Annotated in this window: 19 protein-coding genes; 12 read left to right on the top strand and 7 right to left on the bottom strand. The window is 51.2% G+C overall.

Annotated features, from left to right (window positions below; translation table 11 throughout):
- Nucleotides 1-241: 241 nt before the first annotated feature.
- Nucleotides 242-2,581, bottom strand: a complete 2,340-nt coding sequence (locus J0X12_RS10760; protein ID WP_207045493.1) for a methyl-accepting chemotaxis protein — start codon at nucleotides 2,579-2,581, stop codon at nucleotides 242-244.
- A gap of 227 nt (nucleotides 2,582-2,808) precedes the next feature.
- On the opposite strand from J0X12_RS10760, the gene J0X12_RS10755 reads away from it, so the two are divergent.
- From J0X12_RS10755 to J0X12_RS10745, 3 genes are all read left to right on the top strand, one after another.
- A complete protein-coding gene (locus J0X12_RS10755) occupies nucleotides 2,809-3,579 on the top strand; it encodes a class II aldolase/adducin family protein (protein WP_207045491.1) in 771 nt (256 codons plus the stop codon).
- A gap of 185 nt (nucleotides 3,580-3,764) precedes the next feature.
- Nucleotides 3,765-4,406 carry a peptide-methionine (S)-S-oxide reductase MsrA gene (msrA, locus tag J0X12_RS10750; protein WP_207045489.1) on the top strand — a complete coding sequence of 214 codons (642 nt, stop codon included), beginning with the start codon at nucleotides 3,765-3,767 and terminating at the stop codon, nucleotides 4,404-4,406.
- A gap of 168 nt (nucleotides 4,407-4,574) precedes the next feature.
- Nucleotides 4,575-5,489 carry a DMT family transporter gene (locus J0X12_RS10745; RefSeq protein WP_207045487.1) on the top strand — a complete coding sequence of 305 codons (915 nt, stop codon included), beginning with the start codon at nucleotides 4,575-4,577 and terminating at the stop codon, nucleotides 5,487-5,489.
- A 22-nt stretch (nucleotides 5,490-5,511) separates the two neighbouring features.
- Here J0X12_RS10745 and J0X12_RS10740 read toward each other — a convergent pair whose 3' ends face one another.
- Nucleotides 5,512-6,093, bottom strand: coding sequence for an HD domain-containing protein (locus J0X12_RS10740; RefSeq protein ID WP_207045485.1), 582 nt, complete (start codon nucleotides 6,091-6,093; stop codon nucleotides 5,512-5,514).
- 128 nt (nucleotides 6,094-6,221) lie between these two features.
- Here J0X12_RS10740 and J0X12_RS10735 point away from each other — a divergent pair, with 128 nt between their 5' ends.
- A complete protein-coding gene (locus J0X12_RS10735; RefSeq protein WP_207045483.1) occupies nucleotides 6,222-6,830 on the top strand; it encodes a 2-hydroxychromene-2-carboxylate isomerase in 609 nt (202 codons plus the stop codon).
- A 33-nt stretch (nucleotides 6,831-6,863) separates the two neighbouring features.
- On the opposite strand, the gene J0X12_RS10730 is transcribed toward J0X12_RS10735, so the two are convergent.
- The gene (locus J0X12_RS10730) at nucleotides 6,864-7,307 is read right to left on the bottom strand and encodes a hypothetical protein (protein WP_207045481.1); all 444 of its coding nucleotides are present in this window, start codon (nucleotides 7,305-7,307) and stop codon (nucleotides 6,864-6,866) included.
- Nucleotides 7,308-7,512: 205 nt separating this feature from the next.
- Here J0X12_RS10730 and J0X12_RS10725 point away from each other — a divergent pair, with 205 nt between their 5' ends.
- A complete protein-coding gene (locus tag J0X12_RS10725) occupies nucleotides 7,513-7,920 on the top strand; it encodes a hypothetical protein (RefSeq protein ID WP_207045479.1) in 408 nt (135 codons plus the stop codon).
- Nucleotides 7,921-7,961: 41 nt separating this feature from the next.
- Nucleotides 7,962-8,366: a hypothetical protein gene (locus tag J0X12_RS10720; protein WP_207045477.1), complete on the top strand. Its 405-nt coding sequence runs from the start codon at nucleotides 7,962-7,964 to the stop codon at nucleotides 8,364-8,366.
- A 42-nt stretch (nucleotides 8,367-8,408) separates the two neighbouring features.
- On the opposite strand, the gene J0X12_RS10715 is transcribed toward J0X12_RS10720, so the two are convergent.
- The 4 genes from J0X12_RS10715 to J0X12_RS10700 all read right to left on the bottom strand — a co-directional run bounded on the left by J0X12_RS10715 (nucleotide 8,409) and on the right by J0X12_RS10700 (nucleotide 12,807).
- Entirely contained in the window at nucleotides 8,409-9,638 is a 1,230-nt protein-coding gene (locus tag J0X12_RS10715; protein ID WP_207045475.1) for an NADH:flavin oxidoreductase/NADH oxidase family protein, read from the bottom strand.
- Between the two features lie 91 nt (nucleotides 9,639-9,729).
- Nucleotides 9,730-10,569 carry a pirin family protein gene (locus J0X12_RS10710; protein WP_207045473.1) on the bottom strand — a complete coding sequence of 280 codons (840 nt, stop codon included), beginning with the start codon at nucleotides 10,567-10,569 and terminating at the stop codon, nucleotides 9,730-9,732.
- Nucleotides 10,570-10,650: 81 nt separating this feature from the next.
- Entirely contained in the window at nucleotides 10,651-11,409 is a 759-nt protein-coding gene (locus tag J0X12_RS10705; RefSeq protein ID WP_207045471.1) for an SDR family oxidoreductase, read from the bottom strand.
- A gap of 30 nt (nucleotides 11,410-11,439) precedes the next feature.
- A complete protein-coding gene (locus J0X12_RS10700; protein WP_207045469.1) occupies nucleotides 11,440-12,807 on the bottom strand; it encodes an MFS transporter in 1,368 nt (455 codons plus the stop codon).
- Between the two features lie 301 nt (nucleotides 12,808-13,108).
- On the opposite strand from J0X12_RS10700, the gene J0X12_RS10695 reads away from it, so the two are divergent.
- The 6 genes from J0X12_RS10695 to J0X12_RS10670 all read left to right on the top strand — a co-directional run bounded on the left by J0X12_RS10695 (nucleotide 13,109) and on the right by J0X12_RS10670 (nucleotide 18,570).
- A complete protein-coding gene (locus J0X12_RS10695) occupies nucleotides 13,109-13,651 on the top strand; it encodes a hypothetical protein (RefSeq protein WP_207045467.1) in 543 nt (180 codons plus the stop codon).
- A gap of 165 nt (nucleotides 13,652-13,816) precedes the next feature.
- The gene (locus J0X12_RS10690) at nucleotides 13,817-15,037 is read left to right on the top strand and encodes a multidrug effflux MFS transporter (RefSeq protein ID WP_207045465.1); all 1,221 of its coding nucleotides are present in this window, start codon (nucleotides 13,817-13,819) and stop codon (nucleotides 15,035-15,037) included.
- Nucleotides 15,037-16,299 (top strand): MFS transporter, encoded by a 1,263-nt coding sequence (locus J0X12_RS10685; RefSeq protein WP_207045463.1) that lies wholly within the window; start codon nucleotides 15,037-15,039, stop codon nucleotides 16,297-16,299. The genes J0X12_RS10690 and J0X12_RS10685 overlap by 1 nt, the downstream gene beginning before the upstream one ends.
- Nucleotides 16,300-16,386: 87 nt before the next feature.
- Nucleotides 16,387-17,574 (top strand): pyridoxal-phosphate-dependent aminotransferase family protein, encoded by a 1,188-nt coding sequence (locus tag J0X12_RS10680; RefSeq protein WP_207045461.1) that lies wholly within the window; start codon nucleotides 16,387-16,389, stop codon nucleotides 17,572-17,574.
- A 76-nt stretch (nucleotides 17,575-17,650) separates the two neighbouring features.
- Complete coding sequence (locus tag J0X12_RS10675; protein WP_207045459.1) at nucleotides 17,651-18,115, top strand: methyltransferase family protein; 465 nt, start codon at nucleotides 17,651-17,653, stop codon at nucleotides 18,113-18,115.
- Nucleotides 18,116-18,177: 62 nt separating this feature from the next.
- Nucleotides 18,178-18,570 (top strand): DUF4389 domain-containing protein, encoded by a 393-nt coding sequence (locus J0X12_RS10670; RefSeq protein WP_207045457.1) that lies wholly within the window; start codon nucleotides 18,178-18,180, stop codon nucleotides 18,568-18,570.
- The last annotated feature ends 22 nt before the right edge of the window (nucleotides 18,571-18,592 follow it).

Raw genomic sequence — 18,592 nt, 5'->3', positions numbered from 1 at the left:
TGGACGCCTAGGCGTCCACCTCCCAGTTTAAAACGTTATTCTTATTTTGCCCTGTAACTGTGACTCAAAGAATAAATTTTTGCCAGAAAAAAATATAGTGATTTTAAAGGGAGCTAGCTGAGTTAATTGCTTAATTTTTAATCTTTGCAATTATTACGGGCAAATAATTGAAAAGAAAAAGGCAGTATTTGTTTCAGGATATTTCGCCTGTAAATACTGCCTTTGCTGGATATTTCAAGAATTAGCTTGCGCGAATTTGCGCCAGAAATCCTTCTACCTGTTGATCAAGCTCTGTCACTTCCTTGGCAATTCCATTCGAGATTTCTTCAACCTCCTGCGCCGTCTTGCCGGTAGATTCCGCTGCATTTCTCACAGTGAGGATATTCTGGGATACCTCTTGCGACCCTTCCGCAGCCTGCTGAATACTGCGGCTGATTTCACCCGTGGCCGCGCCTTGTTCTTCCACGGCGGCGGAGATTGACGTCGCAATCTCGTTTATCTTTCCGATCGTAGTCGTGATTCCGCCAATCGCGCCAACCGCATTGCCGGTTTCTTCCTGAACAGCCTTGATCTGCTCCGAGATTTCTTCCGTTGCCTTTGCTGTCTGTGCCGCCAGGTTTTTCACTTCGCTGGCCACCACCGCAAATCCCTTGCCGGCATCACCGGCACGGGCTGCTTCAATCGTGGCGTTCAAGGCAAGCAGGTTGGTTTGGCCGGCAATATCATTAATCAGGCCGACCACATCACCAATTTTCGATGCTGCTTCGTTCAGTGAAGTGACCATAATGTTGGTCCGTTCGGCTTCCGAGACGGCTTCACCCGCAATGTTGGCAGCCTGGTTGACCTGACGGCTGATCTCATTGATGGAAGATGTCAGTTCCTCCGTCGCGGCAGCGACCGAATTAACACTGGACGTTGCAAGATCGGATGCCGACGCAACGGTCGCGGACCGTTGAGTAGTATCTTCAGCAGATCTGGTCATTGACTGCGACATTTCCGTCATTTCGGACGCGGCGGCGGCAAACTTTTCGACCAGATGCTTTACGCTGCCCTCAAAAGTATCGGCCAGTTGGTTCCGCTCCCTGGTTTTTGTTTCCATCGCTTCGCGTTCGATCCGCTCACGCTCTTCTTGGGCAGCTTTTTCCGCATTTCGCTGTTCTTCCTCACGCTTTGCTTTTTCCTCATCGCGTTTTTGCCGTTGCACTTCCGCTTCAGCGCGGGCCGCTTCGGCTTCCCTTGCGGTATCACGGAAACCGACCAGTGCATGTCCCATCCGTGCGATCTCATCGCGTCCTTCACGGTAGATGCTGGACTTCAGATCACCTTCAGAAAGCCGCTGTGCAGACGCCACCAGAAGCATTAGTCGGCGAATAATATTCCGACGGACATAGAGCCAGCCAATTGCAATTGTTATCAACAACGCGACCACAGCACAAAGCAGCAACGTCATTTTTGTTGTATTGGCAAGTGTGGCATTCTGTTCTGCCGCAACACCAAGGGATTCCTCAATTTCTGCAGTGAAGGCATTTACGTTCTTAACAAGGATGCCCGCCAGGAACCTGCTTTCATTGACGATTGCCTCCGCGGTTTCTGCGGTCTCCAGCTCTTTTATACGTGTCTGAAAAATATTGACCGAATCACTGGTGCTGTCTTCTACGCCCATGGCAAGAAAGTTGTTGAACAACGTAGAAAGCTCTTGGGTTTGATCCTTGGACGCATTCTGTTCAATTTCATTCAAGGGTGTTCCCATTGAGGAAATCGACGACAAGAACACGGATTCAAGGTCTCGCACAGCATTGATATCGCTCGTCTGCAAACCTTCCGTCAGCAGGCTCAGCATTTGATATCCACTACTCTTGAAGGAGTAAATAGCATCCTGGTCATTGAGAATGCCGAGAGTCTCCATGGAGAGCTCTGACGTATCATTTTCAGGACGGACTCCTGTTAGGGCCTGATCAATGGACTGAGAAAGCAGTTCATTCCAATTATCGGAATTCTTGATTACTTTCATTCTCAACGGGAAAAGCAAGGGACTCAGGCCCGTATCAAGAATATCGCGGGCGACAGAAAGACCCGGAACAGTCGTACTCAGCTGCTTTGAAAACTCAATGCGCTTTTGAACCTGTTCGTTGAGCCGTGACAAACTGTCCAGCATCTTGGTCAGGCCATCGTCAATTTTTTGAAGAGACAGGTTGCCATCCATATACTCGCGCAATGAGGTTAGTCGCTCTGACGCCGCTTTACCTGCATTCGTGATCGCCTTATAGCTCCGCGAGCGTTCAGCTTCCGATTCAGCAGTGCTGAGTTGCGGGGCAGCCGCTGCGAGTGCCGTTGTCTCATTCGCGAGTTTCAACGCGAGGGAGATTGCGGGGACTTTCTTGTTAATAAGATCTTCCTGCGCCGTCGTGATGGTTCCCAGGCTAACCCAGCTGATTGCCGATATGGCAATTGTTAATATTGCGACTATAGAGAAGGCAGCAATAAGGCGCGGCCCAATTCCAAACTTGGAATATTTTACCGCTTCTCCTGCGCTATCCGGCTTGTTTTTTTTCTTAAATACCTGGATTATTTTTTTCATCATTTGTTAAATCAGCCCGCACGGCCCCTCTTCAATTGCAATGACACAAGCACAACTACCGCAAAATTATTAACAACGGGTTAGGGCGCATTGGTTGAAAAGAGGTTTGCTCAAACGCAAAAACATCCGCTACACTTGAATATCAGAATTTGAGAAACTTACTCTTTCCGAGAGTGGTCGGGCGTTCCAGATCGATACCTCGGCACAGAAAATAAAAAAAGGAGATCAGAATGAGCTTGGCAACAGTACAGAACACATCGGGGCAGGAGCATATAAGCGATGAGGAATGGAAAATTCGGGTCGATCTTGCGGCCGCGTATCGGCTCGTCGCTCTATTCGGGTGGGATGATCTGATTTTCACTCATATCTCTGCGCGCCTGCCGGGAAATAACAACCATTTTCTCATCAATCCCTATGGCATGACATTTGATGAAATCACCGCATCGTCCCTGGTCAAAATTGACATGAATGGCGAGATCGTCGGAAAAACCGACTATCGGGTGAACCCTGCCGGTTTTACCATACACTCCGCCGTGCATGAGGTACGGCACGATGCGGGTTGTGTCATGCATCTCCACACCGCCGCCGGCACAGCCGTCGCAACGCAAGAAGAGGGTCTGTTGCCGCTTAACCAAACGGCATTACTCGTCCGCGAACAGCTTGCCTACCACGAATATGAAGGTGTCGCGCTCAATCATGATGAGCGGCCACGTCTGCAAAAGGATCTGGGTGACAAGAGCATGATGTTACTCTGGAACCACGGCACACTTGCCCTTGGCCCAACGGTCCGGGAAGCCTTTTTGAATATGTATTTTCTGGAACGCGCCTGCGAAATGCAGGTAGCCAGCCTGGCTGGCGGTCGCAAACTCCACTACCCTTCCGACAGCGTCATTGAAGTTACGGCAAAGCAGGGCGAGAATGGTCTTGCGGCTGTTTCGGGAATAGCCTGGACGGCTCTTTTGCGCAAACTCGACCGGCAATTACCGGGTTACGCGGACTAGAGGCAAACAATATTTCCGGGGGTCTGCCATTTGGTCCGGCCAGGCTGACAAAAGGAATGCGGCCGGAAGCAGCACCCCCGTTGATATTTTTGTGATATCAAATCTCCGCGAGATGCACTGGTAATTGAAGAACATATAGGCCAGCTTCCGTTTACTGAATAATTATTAAAAGCGGAGTTGCGTTTATGCAGAAATTATACTCGCCCTTTTTAAAAGTTTTGGTGGCGATCACAACCATCTTGGGAGGGGCCCATGCGCTGTCCTCCCAGGCTGCCGCGGCAGAGGAAACTGCAATATTGGCAGGCGGCTGCTTCTGGTGCGTGGAATCAGATTTTGATCATGTTCCCGGTGTGCTGGAAACGACCTCGGGCTATATCGGCGGGAAGACACCCAACCCGACATATAAAATCGTCTCTGCAGGGGGCAGCGGATATCTGGAAGCGGTTGAAATCGTCTTCGATCCGGACAAGATTTCCTATGCAAAGCTTCTGGACATATTCTGGCGGAGTGTCGATCCGACGGATGATGGCGGGCAGTTCTGTGATCGGGGTGAAAGTTACAAAACCGCTATTTTCGTCACCAGCGAAGCCCAAAAATCAACAGCTGAAGATTCCAAAGCCGCTCTTAATGCGTCTGGGCTATTGAAAAATCCTGTTGTTACGCCCATCCGAACCGCCACGAAATTTTATCCTTCGGAGGATTATCATCAGAACTATGCGGAGATAAACCCGATCAGATATAGCTTTTATCGATTCAACTGCGGTCGGGATGCCAAGGTGGAAGAACTTTGGGGAGATCAGGCCCACCGCGGTATAATGGAGCATTAATGGTGCCTGAGCGAGGGTGAAATTTCCTGCTCCATGACCTTCAAATAAAAGGCAATCCGAAATAGAGTAGTCAAATGCAGTCGCGCGTCCTAAAATGAAACCCGGCGCGACTGCTTTGAGCAACAATTTGTAATAAGGCGCCATAAAAAAAATAATAAAGGCCCCCGCATGTCAGTCTCCAGCTCCCTGAGAAATAGTACGACCTTACAGGGAATTGCCTGGATGATCCTGACCAGCTTTCTCTTTGTCGGCATGACCGGAATAGTGCGCCATCTTGGGTCCGATATGCCCGCGATCGAGGCCGCGTTTATCCGTTATTTATTGGGGTCATTGATTATTCTCCCCATGGTTATCCGGCATTGGCCCGGCATGCCGAGCAAGCGGAATACCCGGCTTTATATTTTGCGCGGCCTGGTCCATGGAGTTGGCGTTATGCTCTGGTTCTACGCCATGGCCCGTATTCCGATTGCGGAAGTAACCGCGATTGGCTATGTCGCCCCGATTTTCGTTACCTTGGGGGCTGCGATTTTTCTCGGGGAGAAACTGCAGTTTCGACGGATCGGCGGGGTAATCGCCGGATTTGTCGGGGCGCTTATTATTTTGCGGCCGGGCTTTCAGGAAATTCAGCTTGGCCAGCTTGCGCAGCTTTGCGCGGCGCCGTTATTCGCCGTCTCTTTTCTTATTGCGAAGAAACTGACTGGTTCTCAAAGTTCATCCATGATCGTCGGCATGCTCTCGATAGGGTGCACCATAACCCTGTTGCCTGGGGCGATAATACAATGGCGCACGCCAACGGAACATGAACTTGCCTGGTTGTCCCTTGCGGCTGTTATTGCCACGATGGGACACTACACCCTGACCCGGGCCTTTCAGGCAGCCCCGATTACCGTTACCCAGCCTCTTGGCTTCCTTCAACTGGTCTGGGCCGCAATACTGGGCGTACTGGTCTTTGGAGAACCGCTTGACCCCTTTGTCATGATTGGCGGCGCAGTCATTATCGGCGCAGCAACCTATATTTCCCACCGGGAACTTCAGGTCAGCCGCAAGGCGCAAACACCCTCAGCCATCGAGACGAAGTTATAGAAGTTGTAAGGGGGCGGGCCCCCTACTCCATCAGATAGATTGATTTCTTGGGTGCGGCCATTACCCGGCGGACCATTGGCTCGAAAAATTCAAGCGGAGCAGAGTCAAAATTCTTGTCAAAGGCAGCCTGATCATACGCCGCGCAAAAGTGAGCACAATCCTCGAAGTGTTCATGGCCACGGAACTGCTCCCGCATGTCTCGGTCAAGTCCGATATGATGGAAGAAATAATATCCTTGAAATATGCCGTGCTTTTCGAGGATCCAGTGGATCTTGTCCGACACAAATGGCTTTAGCATCGCGGCGCCGATGTCGGCATGATTGAAGGTTCCCAGCGTATCCCCGATATCATGAAGCAGGGCCGCCACGACATACTCCTCATCCTGTCCGTCCTGATGGGCGAGGGTCGCGCTTTGCAAAGAATGCTCCAGCCGGTCCACCGCAAATCCACCAAAATCTCCTTCCAGTAATTTCAGGTGACTAAGAACCCTGTCTGGCAACTCCTTGGAAAAGACCTTAAAATTATCGGAGATGATCTTGTAGTCAGCCGCTGTTCCTTCTTCCATCTGGCTGAATCTTGCTCTCTCGTTGGAGATATCATTCATCTTATCGCTCCCGTTTATCTTTCTTATTATTGGTATCCGTTCAACTTAAGACAACCCTTGCCTCTTGTCTCGGCTCGGTTCAGACTGCAACATATCACAGCGTTGGAAGACTAAAAAGGAATGATCGCATGACTGTAAAGGTTGAATTTCACTATGACTTCGGCAGCCCCAACTGCTACCTCGTTCATAAGGTTATTCCCGACATCGAAACAAGAACCGGCGCGAAGTTCAGCTATTTTCCGATTTTGCTGGGCGGTGTCTTCAAGTTGACCAACAACAAGTCCCCGATACAGCAGTTCGAGGGAATTCCCTTGAAAATGGAGTACATGCATCTTGAAACAAGACGTTTTATCGAAGAGCACAAGCTGACCAAATATGCCATGAACCCGCATTTTCCGGTGAACACAGTACAGATAATGCGGGGGGCAATTGTCGCTGAGGATGAAGGGTATTCAGCTGCATACAGAGACGCCGTGTTTACTGCCATGTGGGAAGAGGAAAAGAAGATGGATGATCCCGAAGTGATCTCCTCTGTGCTAGGTGCCGCCGGTCTCGATGGTGCACATATTCTGGAACGCGCTCAGGACCAAGCCGTAAAGGAGGCGCTAATCAAGAATACGAATGCATCCGTCGAACGTGGCTGTTTTGGCGCGCCAACCTTTTTCGTCGGCAATGAAATATTTTTTGGTAAGGACCGGCTGGAGGTCGTGGAAAAAGAAATCTTGCGACAACGCTGAGACGTCCCCTGGGATGAAGGTGGCAGATCCCTGCTATAACGGACGCTTTAGAACCGTGGCCTTGCCTTCTCCGCCAAATTTAGTTGCGAAGTACCCGATGATGAGGCCGACAATAACCCCTTCCAGGACAAACCAGAACGGCGATAAAAAAGGAAAATCGGGACCCAGTACATAGATCATCATTTTCTCAAATGTATCATAGGCAAAAAGGGTAAGAACAAAATTCATCCATCCGCCAATCCAGGACGCGCGAATCCACCAGGGCAACGGTATACGGAGTATGGGGTGCCAGTCCATCACGCCGAAAACGCCGATAAATGCGCCGACCGTGACGTACCAGAACAGCACACCAAGCCGCAGCAACATATCACCCTCAGGCCAGATATACGGCATCAGGAAAAAACCGATCAGGCCAAAAACCAGACCGATAGACTTGCCAATCGCGACACGGGTTACCAAAGACGGATTGTCGAACATAGGCTCCTCCTTCCTATGAAAAGAGGTATAACCCTACCCGATCCATTTATGACCGCATTGACCGCGATCAAATCATGCTAAATCTATGGTCTAATTTTTCCTCAGGTAATACACGTAAGTTCTTGCCAACAATGATACACGTATATATTGTTCACTAATCAGTATAAATTCCTCATTGGTGTTTCATAGGTCAGCATGAATAATCATGGATTTAAAAATGTTTAATAAAGCTATCGTAATATTTTCATTAATGTTTCTCGTTTCTGCATGCTCCACTTGGTCAGATTCACAGGTTACTAATGACGGTAAAGCTGTTGAAATTGCTAGCATTTCAGAATCCGAGAAAAAGGATCCCTCAAAAATAATCCTTACTGACGGCGATATTACAGATAAAAAGTATTCTGTTATCGGCGACATTGAAGTAACCGTAAACAAGACAACCATTTTCAATGCTGATCCCACACCAGAAATGGTTAATGAAGCGCTCAAAGAGAAAGCTGCCGAAATTGGGGCGGACGCAGTCATTTTTGTAAGACATGGTTCAGTCGGCGTTTCATTTTTCAGTTGGGGTGCTTTGGAAGGCAAAGGGCGTGCAGTAGTTTTTAACGACTGAAAATTTGCAAATTCAATAACTTAAGAATTTATAAGAATATTATGCCGACCTATTGTAACAAACAATTTCGCGGATACTTTATTACTCTCCTGACGCTGTTGCTTTTGGTTGGTTGTGCTAGGTCCGCTCCTGACCTTCCGATCAGTCGTGCAAATAAATCAGACGCTGAGATCATCAAAACTCTCAATATAGATGAAGACGATCTCTCGAAGGTCTGTGAAGAGCTTGATTCAGAGCTTACGAAAGTCAATGAAGCGATCGAAGACAATGAATTGGTGATTAAGGGGGATCGCGTAAAGAACCAAATTGTCGGCTATCTTGGCGCGTTGTTTATCTTTCCTGCGTTTGGGGCTGACAACAACGACGAAGCAAAGGAGAACCTTTCTAATTTGCAATTTCGGAAAGATCAGCTTTACTACCTTAAAAGCAGAAAAAGCTGCAAGTGATTCAATTCAAGCAGCATAATCCCCCAATGATTTTTTAGTCGGCTAACCTACATTCATTCCTTTTAACGAGGCGGCGGTCCTCTCTTCATTCTCAAGATAAGCTGTAATGGCTTCCTCTCCGGTCATATCCGGGTTAGGCCCCGTCCCCTCTGCAATCTTGATAATATTGAGGCAGAACCAGCCGAGCGCCCCTTTTGATGGCTTTATCTGCTGTTCATAGGCGACAGTGCTGGCGTCTGATGAAGCGAGCAGCTGGTTAGGCGCGTCCGTATCAACGCACATGGGACGAGCAATACCGATAACATCCACATCGCCCCCGGCAAGCGCCTCATCCATTGCCGCACGGCTCCGAAAGCCGCCAGTAATCATCAGAGGAACATTTGTCGCTTCGCGAATGCTTTTGGCATAACCCATAAAATAAGCTTCCCGGGCGATGGTCGAATTGCGGATTTCGTCCGCTCCGCGCGCGCCGATCATCATGGCGGGATTCTCGTAATTACCACCTGAAATCTCGAGAAGGTCAACCGTATCTTCCTCCAGCCATTTCACGACCTGCAGGCAGTCCTCATGACTGAAACCGCCGTTCTGGAAGTCAGAAGAATTCAGCTTGACGGATATCGGATAATCCGGCCCGACCGCCTTTCGGATGCCTTGTACTACGGCGCGCAAAAGACGGGCCCTGTTTTCAAGGCTGCCCCCCCATTTATCCGTCCTCTGGTTGGCGAGGGGGGAGAGAAATTCAGAAATCAGATAGCCATGCGCACCATGAACCTGAACACCGGAAAAGCCCGTCTCCCTGGCAACCTTTGCCACATGGATAAATCGCCGGATCACATCCTCTACCTCGTCAGAGGTAAGCGCGCGAGGCGCACCAAAGGCACTCTCCGGCAGGGTCATCGCGATTTCCGACGGTGCCACGGGCCGAGGGTTCACCCGACGCGGCGTCTGACGCCCCGCATGACCAATCTGCATAAACAGCAAGGTATTGTTAATCGTCCCTGCGGCAGCGAAAGCGCGAAGTTCCTCCAGGCCGCCATTCTGATCGATAACGACATTGCCCGGCCGCTCCAAATATCTCCGGTCCACCTGAACATTACCCGTCACGAGAATACCCGCGCCCCCTTCCGCCCATTTACGATAGAGCCTGACGTGACGCTCGGTCGCCCGGTTCATCGGGTCGGCCAGCCCTTCCGTCATCGGGGCCTTGGCAATCCGGTTTTTAACGGAAACACCGCATGGGAGGGTAATGGGTGAAGAAATATCCACTGACATCGGCACTTAATCCTTTTTTTTCGTCATTCTCTTGGTGACAATTTCTGCCGGGGAAAATCCTAACGGCCTTTCCCCGGACGATCAAGCTACCTTAAAAGTTACCTGTCTGGAAGTCACGAACAGCCTGCTGAATTTCATCAAAGCTGTTCATTACGAACGGGCCATAGCGAGCCACCGGTTCGCCGATCGGTCGGCCGGCGACAAGAATGGCCCGGCCACCCGTTTCACTCGACAAATGAACCTGATCCCCATCCGAGAGAATGGCAAGATGATGCTGGTTCACTTCCTGACCGCTGATGTCAACCACACCTTCAAAGACGTAGGCGAACGCCGTGTGTCCTTCAGGCACCGTGTGGCTATAGCTTCCACCCGGGGCAAGGGCGACATCGATATAAATCGGGTCGGTTGCAACACCCACAACTGGGCCCGCAACCGCGCCATCCAGGCTGTCGACCGTTCCTGCGAGAACACGCAGTTTCACCCTGTCGAGTTCAACTACGGGCACATCCTCAGGGTCGATGTTCTGATATCGCGGCGTGCACATCTTGTCCTTCGCCGGCAGATTGACCCAGAGCTGAAACCCACTCATCCGGCCTTCCCGCTGCTCCGGCATTTCGGAATGTACTATTCCACGCCCCGCCGTCATCCACTGGACACTTCCTGGACCGAGAATGCCTTCTGATCCGGTCGAATCCTTATGACGCATCTGACCATCGATCATATAGGTAACGGTCTCGAAACCACGATGGGGATGAGATGGAAAGCCGGCAATATAATCATCCGGGTTCTCTGTGCCGAAGTTATCAAGCAAGAGGAACGGATCCAGATCCGATATCAATTCCGATCCGATGGAGCGGCGCAGCTTCACACCGGCACCATCCGAAGCCTCAATAGAGAGGATAACGCGATCCACTTTGCGTAAGTTGGACATAATACACCTGACTTTCCTTTTCAGTAATTTTGGAACGATCGGTTAGATATATGTATCAATTCCCAGTTTGAAAGCCCTAGCTTATCCGCGCCCGATGAACGGCATTTTTGTCGCCATAATCGTCATGAACTGGACATTCGCATCCAGACTCAGGCTATCCATGTAAAGAACGGCAGAAGCAACATTCTCGACGTCCATGACCGGCTCCGGCATCACTGAGAGATTGGCCTGCGGAACACCTTTTTTAATAACGGCTGTCATCGGTGTTTCCGCATTGCCGATGTCAATCTGCCCGCAGGCGATATCAAAGGCGCGCCCATCCAGCGAAAGGCATTTCGTCAGCCCCGTGATGGCGTGCTTGGTCGACGTATAAGCAATACTGTTTGGGCGGGGGACATGTGCCGAGATTGATCCGTTGTTGATAATCCGGCCCCCCATCGGGCGTTGTTCCCGCATGAGACCAAATGCAGCACGTGCGCAGTAGAAGGAGCCGTTGAGGTTTGTGTTCACCACATTCTGCCAGAGATCAACAGCCAACTCATCCGGCGTAACAGGCGGTGCACCAATGCCGGCATTATTAAAAAGAAGGTCAAGTCTGCCAAAGTTTTCCCTGATTGTATCGAACAGGGCATCCACCGACACCTGGTCACTGACATCTGTAACAACGACCAGTCCATTGGCAGAAGCAGAACCCGCAAGATCCTTGGTTTCCTGAAGAGTTACACGATTGCGGCCAGCCAAGGCGACACGGTATCCATTTTTCATCAGCGTCAGGGAAACCGCCCGGCCAATCCCCGCCCCCGCTCCGGTAACGAGCGCGATCCTGTTTTTCTCAGTCATTTCTTAATCCACATTACTTGAAAATTACGTTTAGCCTGCTGTCGCTAACGCGGCACGCTTTTGGGCCTGACCCGCGACCAGTCGGCGTTTCCTCGGCGCTGCCAGCCAGACGGACAAAATCGACAAAAAAGACATGCCGATAATGACATAAAAGGCGAGATGATAGTTCCCGACTTCATCATAAAATAAGCCCGTCAGCCAAGGCCCAACCGCCCCGCCAACCAAGGCGAGCGTACTGATCGTCCCGAATATAATACCATATCCCCGCCCCTGGAAAAGATCTGCAGGCATGGAACCGTATACGGTCGCCACGCCATAACCAAGGCCACCCTGCAGGATAACCATCGCATACATCATCACGGCGCTTGGCACATATTCCATGACCAACAATAATACACTGCTTAACAGGAACCCCGTGGTCGAGATGGTCCAGACCCATTCCCGACCGATCCGATCAGAAAGATTACCAAGATAAATCTGGCCGAGAACCCCGGCGAATCCGACGAGTCCCAATGCAGACGCCGCCTCCAGATCCGAAAAGCCGATCTCAATTAGATACTTAGTTTGATGTACCTGGACCGCATACCAGACATAGAGCGCTGTTGAACATGCCAATGCCAACCACCAGAACGTCCCTGTCTTCACCGCCTTTTTTATGGTCCAGTCGGTACTGACCCAGTCGTGGTCCACCACAGGATCTGCGGCGTCTTGCTGCGCGCGGGTTTTCTCCTTATCCGGTGCCGCATCCCCATCAGGATAAAGGCCAATGTCCGACGGTTGCTTGCGCTGGAAAAAGAAGTTGAGCGGCAATATGATGAACAACAATAGGGCCGCCATCAGCCAGCAGGCATCCCGCCAGCCATCCGCAGAAATCGCCTCCTGAATTATTGGCATCAGGATCATTGAGCCTACCCCGACCCCGGAAAATGCAATCCCCACCGCCAGTCCACGTCGCCGCTGAAACCAGTTCGGCAGAAACATCGATTGGCCAACATAGGTGAGGACAATACCGGTTCCGACCATCAACACTCCAAGCGTGAGGTAAAAATGCCAGGGTTGCGTAGCAATCGTCGACAGTATCAGGCCGAGACTGACCGTTATCGCCGACACGGAGAGGAGAAACCGCGGCGCCACGAACTCAAGAAGCTTGCCGACAATCGGCGCCAGAATTGCGGCCAGCGCGAAGCCAATTGAAAAAGCGGCCGCTGTTGTAGCCCGGTCCCAGCCGAACTCATTCAGGATGGCCGGAAATAGCAACGAAAATGAGGTCCTGACATTTACGCCGATCCCCATGGTGATGAAAACAATGGCGACCACCGCCCATCCATAAAAAAACGGGGTGCGTGCCAATACTGCGTCCACACCGCTCAACTGAACCTTGCTTTTATTTTGGGTCATGCTGCTTCCCTGTTATTTATTTTCGATGCGGAATTTCCCGTCAGCATGCGTAAAGCTTACTCCGCATTGCCGGAAAATCGAAATGGAAAAATATTCGCTGCAGTATTGCAGCGAGATGCTGGCCGGAAAATTATGCTACCGAGAATTGACTTGCGGAAATCCATGGCTATATTCGCCGCAGGCTCTCAGGGGCGCCTGCCCGCTCAAGATGACATCACCCTGAAACGACTTCAGACACAGACATGTTAAATAATTACAAGTTTGGCCTCGCGGGACGCCGATAAAACTTTGGAGTTAAGATATGTCTATTTCGGAAAATACGTCCATTACCTGTCGCTCGCTCGCGGAACTGAAAATCCGCAGCCGCATCCTTTTGAAGGCTGCCGCCGATAAAAAGCCGGAAGCGGTTAAAATCTTGAAAAAGTCCGGCAAGCAGGAACCCCCTTATCAACATAAAGATGCGCTGAAGGCAGTCGCTCGTCTGGCTGGATATAAAAGCTGGCAACATGCCCATCATGTCCTCAGCGGATCCGCAAGAGTTGGGGATGATATGGGAGTGTTATGGTACGACCCTAAATGCTCAGGGCTTTTAAACCTCTGGTGTCGCAACTATGAGGAGGCTCTGATTCAATTTGTTCAGCGCGAAGGTTACTTCCTCTTTCCGTATAAAACTCAGTTCGTTGTTGCAAACCACGACTATATTCGCGCGTTGGGCTTTACGGCTGACCATTCGCTGGCACAAGTGGGAAACCGCAACTTCGTCGAAATTTACGGATCTCCTGCTTGGGATGACTTAACATTTCAACGGTTGCAGCAAGCCCTGGGCAGTACTAACGGGCACTAAATGCCGACAAGAATCTGTTTGATTAAAAACAGTCTGTTCAGCCCAAAATAAAATATACTATAGTGGAGTTTCATTAGGGCAGAAGATGACACTCCACTATAAGGCATGCAGCTTCCTGCTTTTATCCCGAACGCTGTCGGCTAAACAGGAGCCTGTGCTCGCCAAATGTCCGCAACATCAAAAAAGCTTGGGTTTGTAGAGCAAATCATCCTGCTCGCATTCATGATTTCCATGGTCGCGTTGGCGATTGATGTGATGCTTCCTGCCCTTTTCGATATTAGTCGGGATCTTCAGGCGGAGAACCCGAACGACCGCCAGTATGTCATTGCCGCCGTTTTTCTGGGCCTCGCAATAGGTCAGCTGTTTTATGGTCCACTCTCCGACAGCATCGGGAGAAAGCCCGCTATTTATATGGGGTTTGGCCTGTTTCTCATAGGCTGTCTCTTATCCATTTTTGCCCAGAACTTTACAATCATGCTGGTCGGCCGCTTGTTACAGGGACTAGGTGTCGCTTCGCCGCGGATCGTCTCACTCGCCCTTATACGTGATCAATATCAGGGGCGTGAAATGGCGCGCTTTGTCTCCTTGGTAATGACAGTGTTTATTCTGGTGCCGGTATTGGCGCCGGCGCTTGGCCAACTCATCCTTTATTTTGCTGAATGGCGGATGATTTTTGTCGCTTTATTTGTCCTCGGACTGGCGACACTCATTTGGTTCGGCCTGCGGCAGGAAGAGACACTGGCGCTCGAACATCGCGCGCCGCTCTCTCTCAAGCGTATCTGGCGGGCGGTCAAGGAAGTGGTTCGCACGCGCGCTGCTTTTGGCTTTACCATGGTTGGCGGCTTTATTTTTAGCGCTTTTCTTGGCTACCTCACCATGTCACAGCAGATTTTCCAGGACCAATACGGTGTGGGCGATATGTTTGCCGTTTATTTTGGAGTGCTGGCCTTGGCGCTAGGGACAGCCTCGTTCGTGAACGCCCGCCTGGTGATGCGTTTTGGCATGCGCAAGCTCTCCTATCACGCACTAGTCGCGCTGACCGTGCTGTCCATGCTGTTTATGGTGTACACCTATCTTTGGAACGGCCAGCCTCCGCTTTGGGCGCTGGTTTCCTTCTTTATGGTGATCTTCTTCTGCATCGGCATCCTGTTCGGGAATTTCAACGCCATGGCAATGGAACCGCTCGGACATATTGCCGGTGTTGCCGCAGCCGTGATCGGCTCCATTACAACTTTTGTTTCCATGGGCCTTGGTACGGTGATTGCGCAGCTCTATGATGGCACTGTTCTTCCGCTCGTCGCCAGCTTTGCCGTGCTCGGCGCTTTATCGATCGCTGCGATGGCTTGGACCGTGCGGACATCACAAACCGTTACCGGATCCGGCTGATGATATGGAGCTCAATTAAATCCGTCGCCTCCCTTCTGGCAAGCTATGGCCTGCTGATGGTCGCCAACGCGATGTTCGGGACTCTACTAGGTCTGCGCAGCAAGCTTGAAGGGTTTTCGACGGAAATTACTGGCTTGATCATGGCCGGATTTTTCATTGGCATGTTGCTGGGCGCCTTTTATGCCGTGCGGGTAGTGGCAAGCGCGGGTCACATCCGAAGTTTTGCCGCCTTCGCCTCTGTCATGTCTGTTGCCGTGCTCGCGCATGTACTTATCATCGATCCGGTTGCCTGGTTCATTTTGCGGGCAATTACCGGGTTTTGCATGGCCGGCATGGTGATGATCGTTGAGAGCTGGCTGAACGAACGCTCGACCAACGCGACGCGCGGCCGTGTTCTCTCGCTATATATGATCACGAACTATCTTGGCGCCGGCTCCGGCCAGTTCCTGATCACGATTGCGAACCCCGACAGCTTCCAACTCTTCTCCGTCGCATCAATTATTTTCTCCATCGCGCTTGTCCCCATTCTTCTGACCCGGGCAACCGCGCCTAAACCATCAGCTCCGGAGAGGATGAAATTCCGCGATCTGGTCAGGATTTCGCCTGTTGGCGTTGCAGGTACCCTTGTTGCGGGGCTCACAAATTCCGCCATCAACAGTATGGGCCCTATCTTTGCGGCCACCATCGGCTTGACCCTTGGCCAGATATCCACCTTCATGGCGACGATCCTCCTGGGGGGCATGCTCCTGCAGTTTCCGGTAGGCCGGCTGTCTGACCTCTTTGATCGGCGGACAATCCTGATCAGTTCCGCGCTTGCCACCGCGCTCGTCAGCGGCGGCATTATTTGGGCCGCCGAAGAGCACTATATTCTGGCCCTGTTTGGCTTTTGCCTTATCTATGGTGGCTTTTGCTATACCATTTATCCGATGTCGTCCGCACAGGTGAATGACCTCGCGGATCAGGATCGGCTGGTCCAGGTTTCCGCGGGTCTCTTGCTGGCCTATGGTACGGGTGCCAGCATCGGACCGATTGCCGCCTCGCAAATCATGGGGCAGGTCGGACCGAACGGCCTGTTTTACTATATAATGGGCTGCACATTGTTTCTTACGGCATTGACAATTGTCCGTGTCATTCAGCGTCCCTCCGGCAAGAAAAAAGCGGAGTTCTTGCCTCTTGGCAGCCTCGGCTCATCAAGCAAGCAGCTCTACAGTTCTGTCGCACAGAAGGCCTATGGGCGGAAGGAAAATCCTGATGACGATTGAGCAGCTGAATAAATTGCGATTGCCCTGCCCGCAAAAGCGCATACACTTTTCAACGCCAATGAATATCTAATACGGGAAAATACCATTATGAGTGTCAGAAACGGCCGCCAATTTTTGAGCATACCTGGTCCAACAACCGTTCCCGATGAAGTCTTGGCGGCAATGCACCGTCCGGCTGTGGATATTCGCAAGGGCGAGCTCGTCAATGTGACCGCCCGCCTTAAAGATGATCTACGCATGATCAGCAAATCCAATGGTACACCCTTCATTTACATCGCCAACGGCCATGGTGCATGGGAAGCTGCACTCAGCAATGTTCTCAGCCGGAATGAAAAAGTGCTGGTGCTCGAGAGCGGCTCATTTGCTGCTGGCTGGGGACAATCTGGCGGCACCATCGGACTGGATGTGGAAGTCCTGCCCGGTAATTGGCGAAAAGCAGTCGACCCAGATGCGGTCGAGGCCCGGCTAAAAGCGGACAAGAGCGGCGACATCAAGGCCGTCCTTGTTGTACAGGTCGACACAGCCTCCAGCGTATTTAATGATATCCCGGCGATTCGCCGCGCAATTGACAATGCCGGTCATGACGCCTTGCTGATGGTGGATACAATTGCCTCCCTGGGAACGATGGACTATCGGATGGATGAATGGGGGGTCGACGTTACCGTCGCCGCCTGTCAAAAGGGCTTGATGATGTCACCAGGCGTTAGCTTCACAATCGCCAATAAAAAGGCCATGGCACGCCACCAAAACGCCAATCTTCGAACGGCCTATTGGGACTGGACCAGTCGACAGGGCGCAGAGCATTACCAAAATTATGCCGGCACCCCACCCGTCCACATGCTTTTCGGCCTGCAAAAAGCGTTTGAAATAATCCGCGAGGAAGGGCTGAATCAGATTTTCACCCGTCATCAACTGCTTGCGGGCGCGACGCGAGCGGCCGTTGAAAAATGGTCCGAACAAGGCGAATTCGCTTTTAATATTACAGAACCGAAGGAACGGGCGAATTCTGTTACGACTGTCCTTGTCAGCAACGAGGAAAACCTCGGCCCCATCCATGACTACTGCAGTGAGAAATGCGGAGTTGTGGTAGGCGTCGGTATCGCGGCCCTTTCGGGAAAAGCACTTCGGATTGCGCATATGGGACATATCAATGCGCCGATGCTACTGGGGACGCTAAGCTCCATAGAAATGAGTCTGAAAGCCCTGAAAATTCCCCATGGAACGGGCGGAACGCAGGCAGCAATCGAATATCTCGCGGCCAATGTTCCGCAATAGCAGCCGTTTGTGACGCGCGACACGGATACATTGCCTCTTTTTTGCTAATATTAAGCAGCTTATAAGGGAGGCACCGATGTCTAAACCTGATAACGCCGGAGTGAAAATTCCTCCGCCGCTTTGTTTCCTGGCATTTCTTGCAGTTGGGATTCTTTTAGATTCAGCCTGGATTGATAGCCGTCTTTCCTCAAATTACCTGACCATACTCGGCGGCGTAATTGCTGTCCTTTCCGCCATCTACCTGTTCGTCGCGGCACGAAAACACAATACCGCCGGTTCTAATGTCGAACCCTGGAAACCCACCACGACCATTATTTCCGATGGAGCCTATAAATACTCCCGCAATCCTATTTACCTCGCTATGGCCGTGCTATATGCCGGTATTGCCATTGCCGCTGGCAGTTGGCTGGCCGTTATTCTTCTTCCCTTCTGTCTCGTCGTAATTCGCTATTATGTCATTGCCCGGGAAGAGGCCTACCTTGAAGATAAGTTTGGCAAGGAATATCTAGACTACAAGGCAAGGGTTCGGCGCTGGCTTTAAGCAGCCTGAAATGCGTGGATATTCCTGCCGCAACTTATTGACCATCTCAAGGGGTGCTACCGATGACGGATGACGTAAAGAAACACGTTAAATCGAAAACGACATGGACGAGATTAATTTACCTGATCCTCTACGCGATCATTTTCCGGGTGGCCAGCATTGTCCTTTTTGCTATCACCATCATACAATTCCTCAAGGCCCTGCTGACCGGCTCTCCTTTTGAACGCGTACAATCCTTTGGCGGGGCACTTGCAGAGTATAACAAGCAGCTCGTCGCCTTTTTGTCCTACCAGAGCGATGAAAAGCCTTTCCCCGTTGGGCCCTGGCCGCCGGAAACACCCCCTGCAACCGGGAATGACACTAGTGATGACGTGATCATCGTGGCCGACGAAGCGTCTGATAAGCCGAAACCATCAGAAGACGCAAATAATGACAAGGGCTCAAATAATGCGTAGTCTTTCTGGAGCTTTTTCATAG

The sequence above is a fragment of the Sneathiella sedimenti genome (genome assembly GCF_017313765.1).
Classification (GTDB): Bacteria; Pseudomonadota; Alphaproteobacteria; order Sneathiellales; family Sneathiellaceae; genus Sneathiella; species Sneathiella sedimenti.
This window is presented reverse-complemented; position numbering and strand designations above follow the sequence as displayed.

What these genes read in the sequence shown, in the direction of transcription:
- J0X12_RS10760 (WP_207045493.1), bottom strand. Translation starts at nt 2,581, where the DNA reads ATGATGAAAAAAATAATCCAGGTATTTAAGAAAAAAAACAAGCCGGAT.
- J0X12_RS10755 (WP_207045491.1), top strand. Translation starts at nt 2,809, where the DNA reads ATGAGCTTGGCAACAGTACAGAACACATCGGGGCAGGAGCATATAAGC.
- msrA (WP_207045489.1), top strand. Translation starts at nt 3,765, where the DNA reads ATGCAGAAATTATACTCGCCCTTTTTAAAAGTTTTGGTGGCGATCACA.
- J0X12_RS10745 (WP_207045487.1), top strand. Translation starts at nt 4,575, where the DNA reads ATGTCAGTCTCCAGCTCCCTGAGAAATAGTACGACCTTACAGGGAATT.
- J0X12_RS10740 (WP_207045485.1), bottom strand. Translation starts at nt 6,093, where the DNA reads ATGAATGATATCTCCAACGAGAGAGCAAGATTCAGCCAGATGGAAGAA.
- J0X12_RS10735 (WP_207045483.1), top strand. Translation starts at nt 6,222, where the DNA reads ATGACTGTAAAGGTTGAATTTCACTATGACTTCGGCAGCCCCAACTGC.
- J0X12_RS10730 (WP_207045481.1), bottom strand. Translation starts at nt 7,307, where the DNA reads ATGTTCGACAATCCGTCTTTGGTAACCCGTGTCGCGATTGGCAAGTCT.
- J0X12_RS10725 (WP_207045479.1), top strand. Translation starts at nt 7,513, where the DNA reads ATGGATTTAAAAATGTTTAATAAAGCTATCGTAATATTTTCATTAATG.
- J0X12_RS10720 (WP_207045477.1), top strand. Translation starts at nt 7,962, where the DNA reads ATGCCGACCTATTGTAACAAACAATTTCGCGGATACTTTATTACTCTC.
- J0X12_RS10715 (WP_207045475.1), bottom strand. Translation starts at nt 9,638, where the DNA reads ATGTCAGTGGATATTTCTTCACCCATTACCCTCCCATGCGGTGTTTCC.
- J0X12_RS10710 (WP_207045473.1), bottom strand. Translation starts at nt 10,569, where the DNA reads ATGTCCAACTTACGCAAAGTGGATCGCGTTATCCTCTCTATTGAGGCT.
- J0X12_RS10705 (WP_207045471.1), bottom strand. Translation starts at nt 11,409, where the DNA reads ATGACTGAGAAAAACAGGATCGCGCTCGTTACCGGAGCGGGGGCGGGG.
- J0X12_RS10700 (WP_207045469.1), bottom strand. Translation starts at nt 12,807, where the DNA reads ATGACCCAAAATAAAAGCAAGGTTCAGTTGAGCGGTGTGGACGCAGTA.
- J0X12_RS10695 (WP_207045467.1), top strand. Translation starts at nt 13,109, where the DNA reads ATGTCTATTTCGGAAAATACGTCCATTACCTGTCGCTCGCTCGCGGAA.
- J0X12_RS10690 (WP_207045465.1), top strand. Translation starts at nt 13,817, where the DNA reads ATGTCCGCAACATCAAAAAAGCTTGGGTTTGTAGAGCAAATCATCCTG.
- J0X12_RS10685 (WP_207045463.1), top strand. Translation starts at nt 15,037, where the DNA reads ATGATATGGAGCTCAATTAAATCCGTCGCCTCCCTTCTGGCAAGCTAT.
- J0X12_RS10680 (WP_207045461.1), top strand. Translation starts at nt 16,387, where the DNA reads ATGAGTGTCAGAAACGGCCGCCAATTTTTGAGCATACCTGGTCCAACA.
- J0X12_RS10675 (WP_207045459.1), top strand. Translation starts at nt 17,651, where the DNA reads ATGTCTAAACCTGATAACGCCGGAGTGAAAATTCCTCCGCCGCTTTGT.
- J0X12_RS10670 (WP_207045457.1), top strand. Translation starts at nt 18,178, where the DNA reads ATGACGGATGACGTAAAGAAACACGTTAAATCGAAAACGACATGGACG.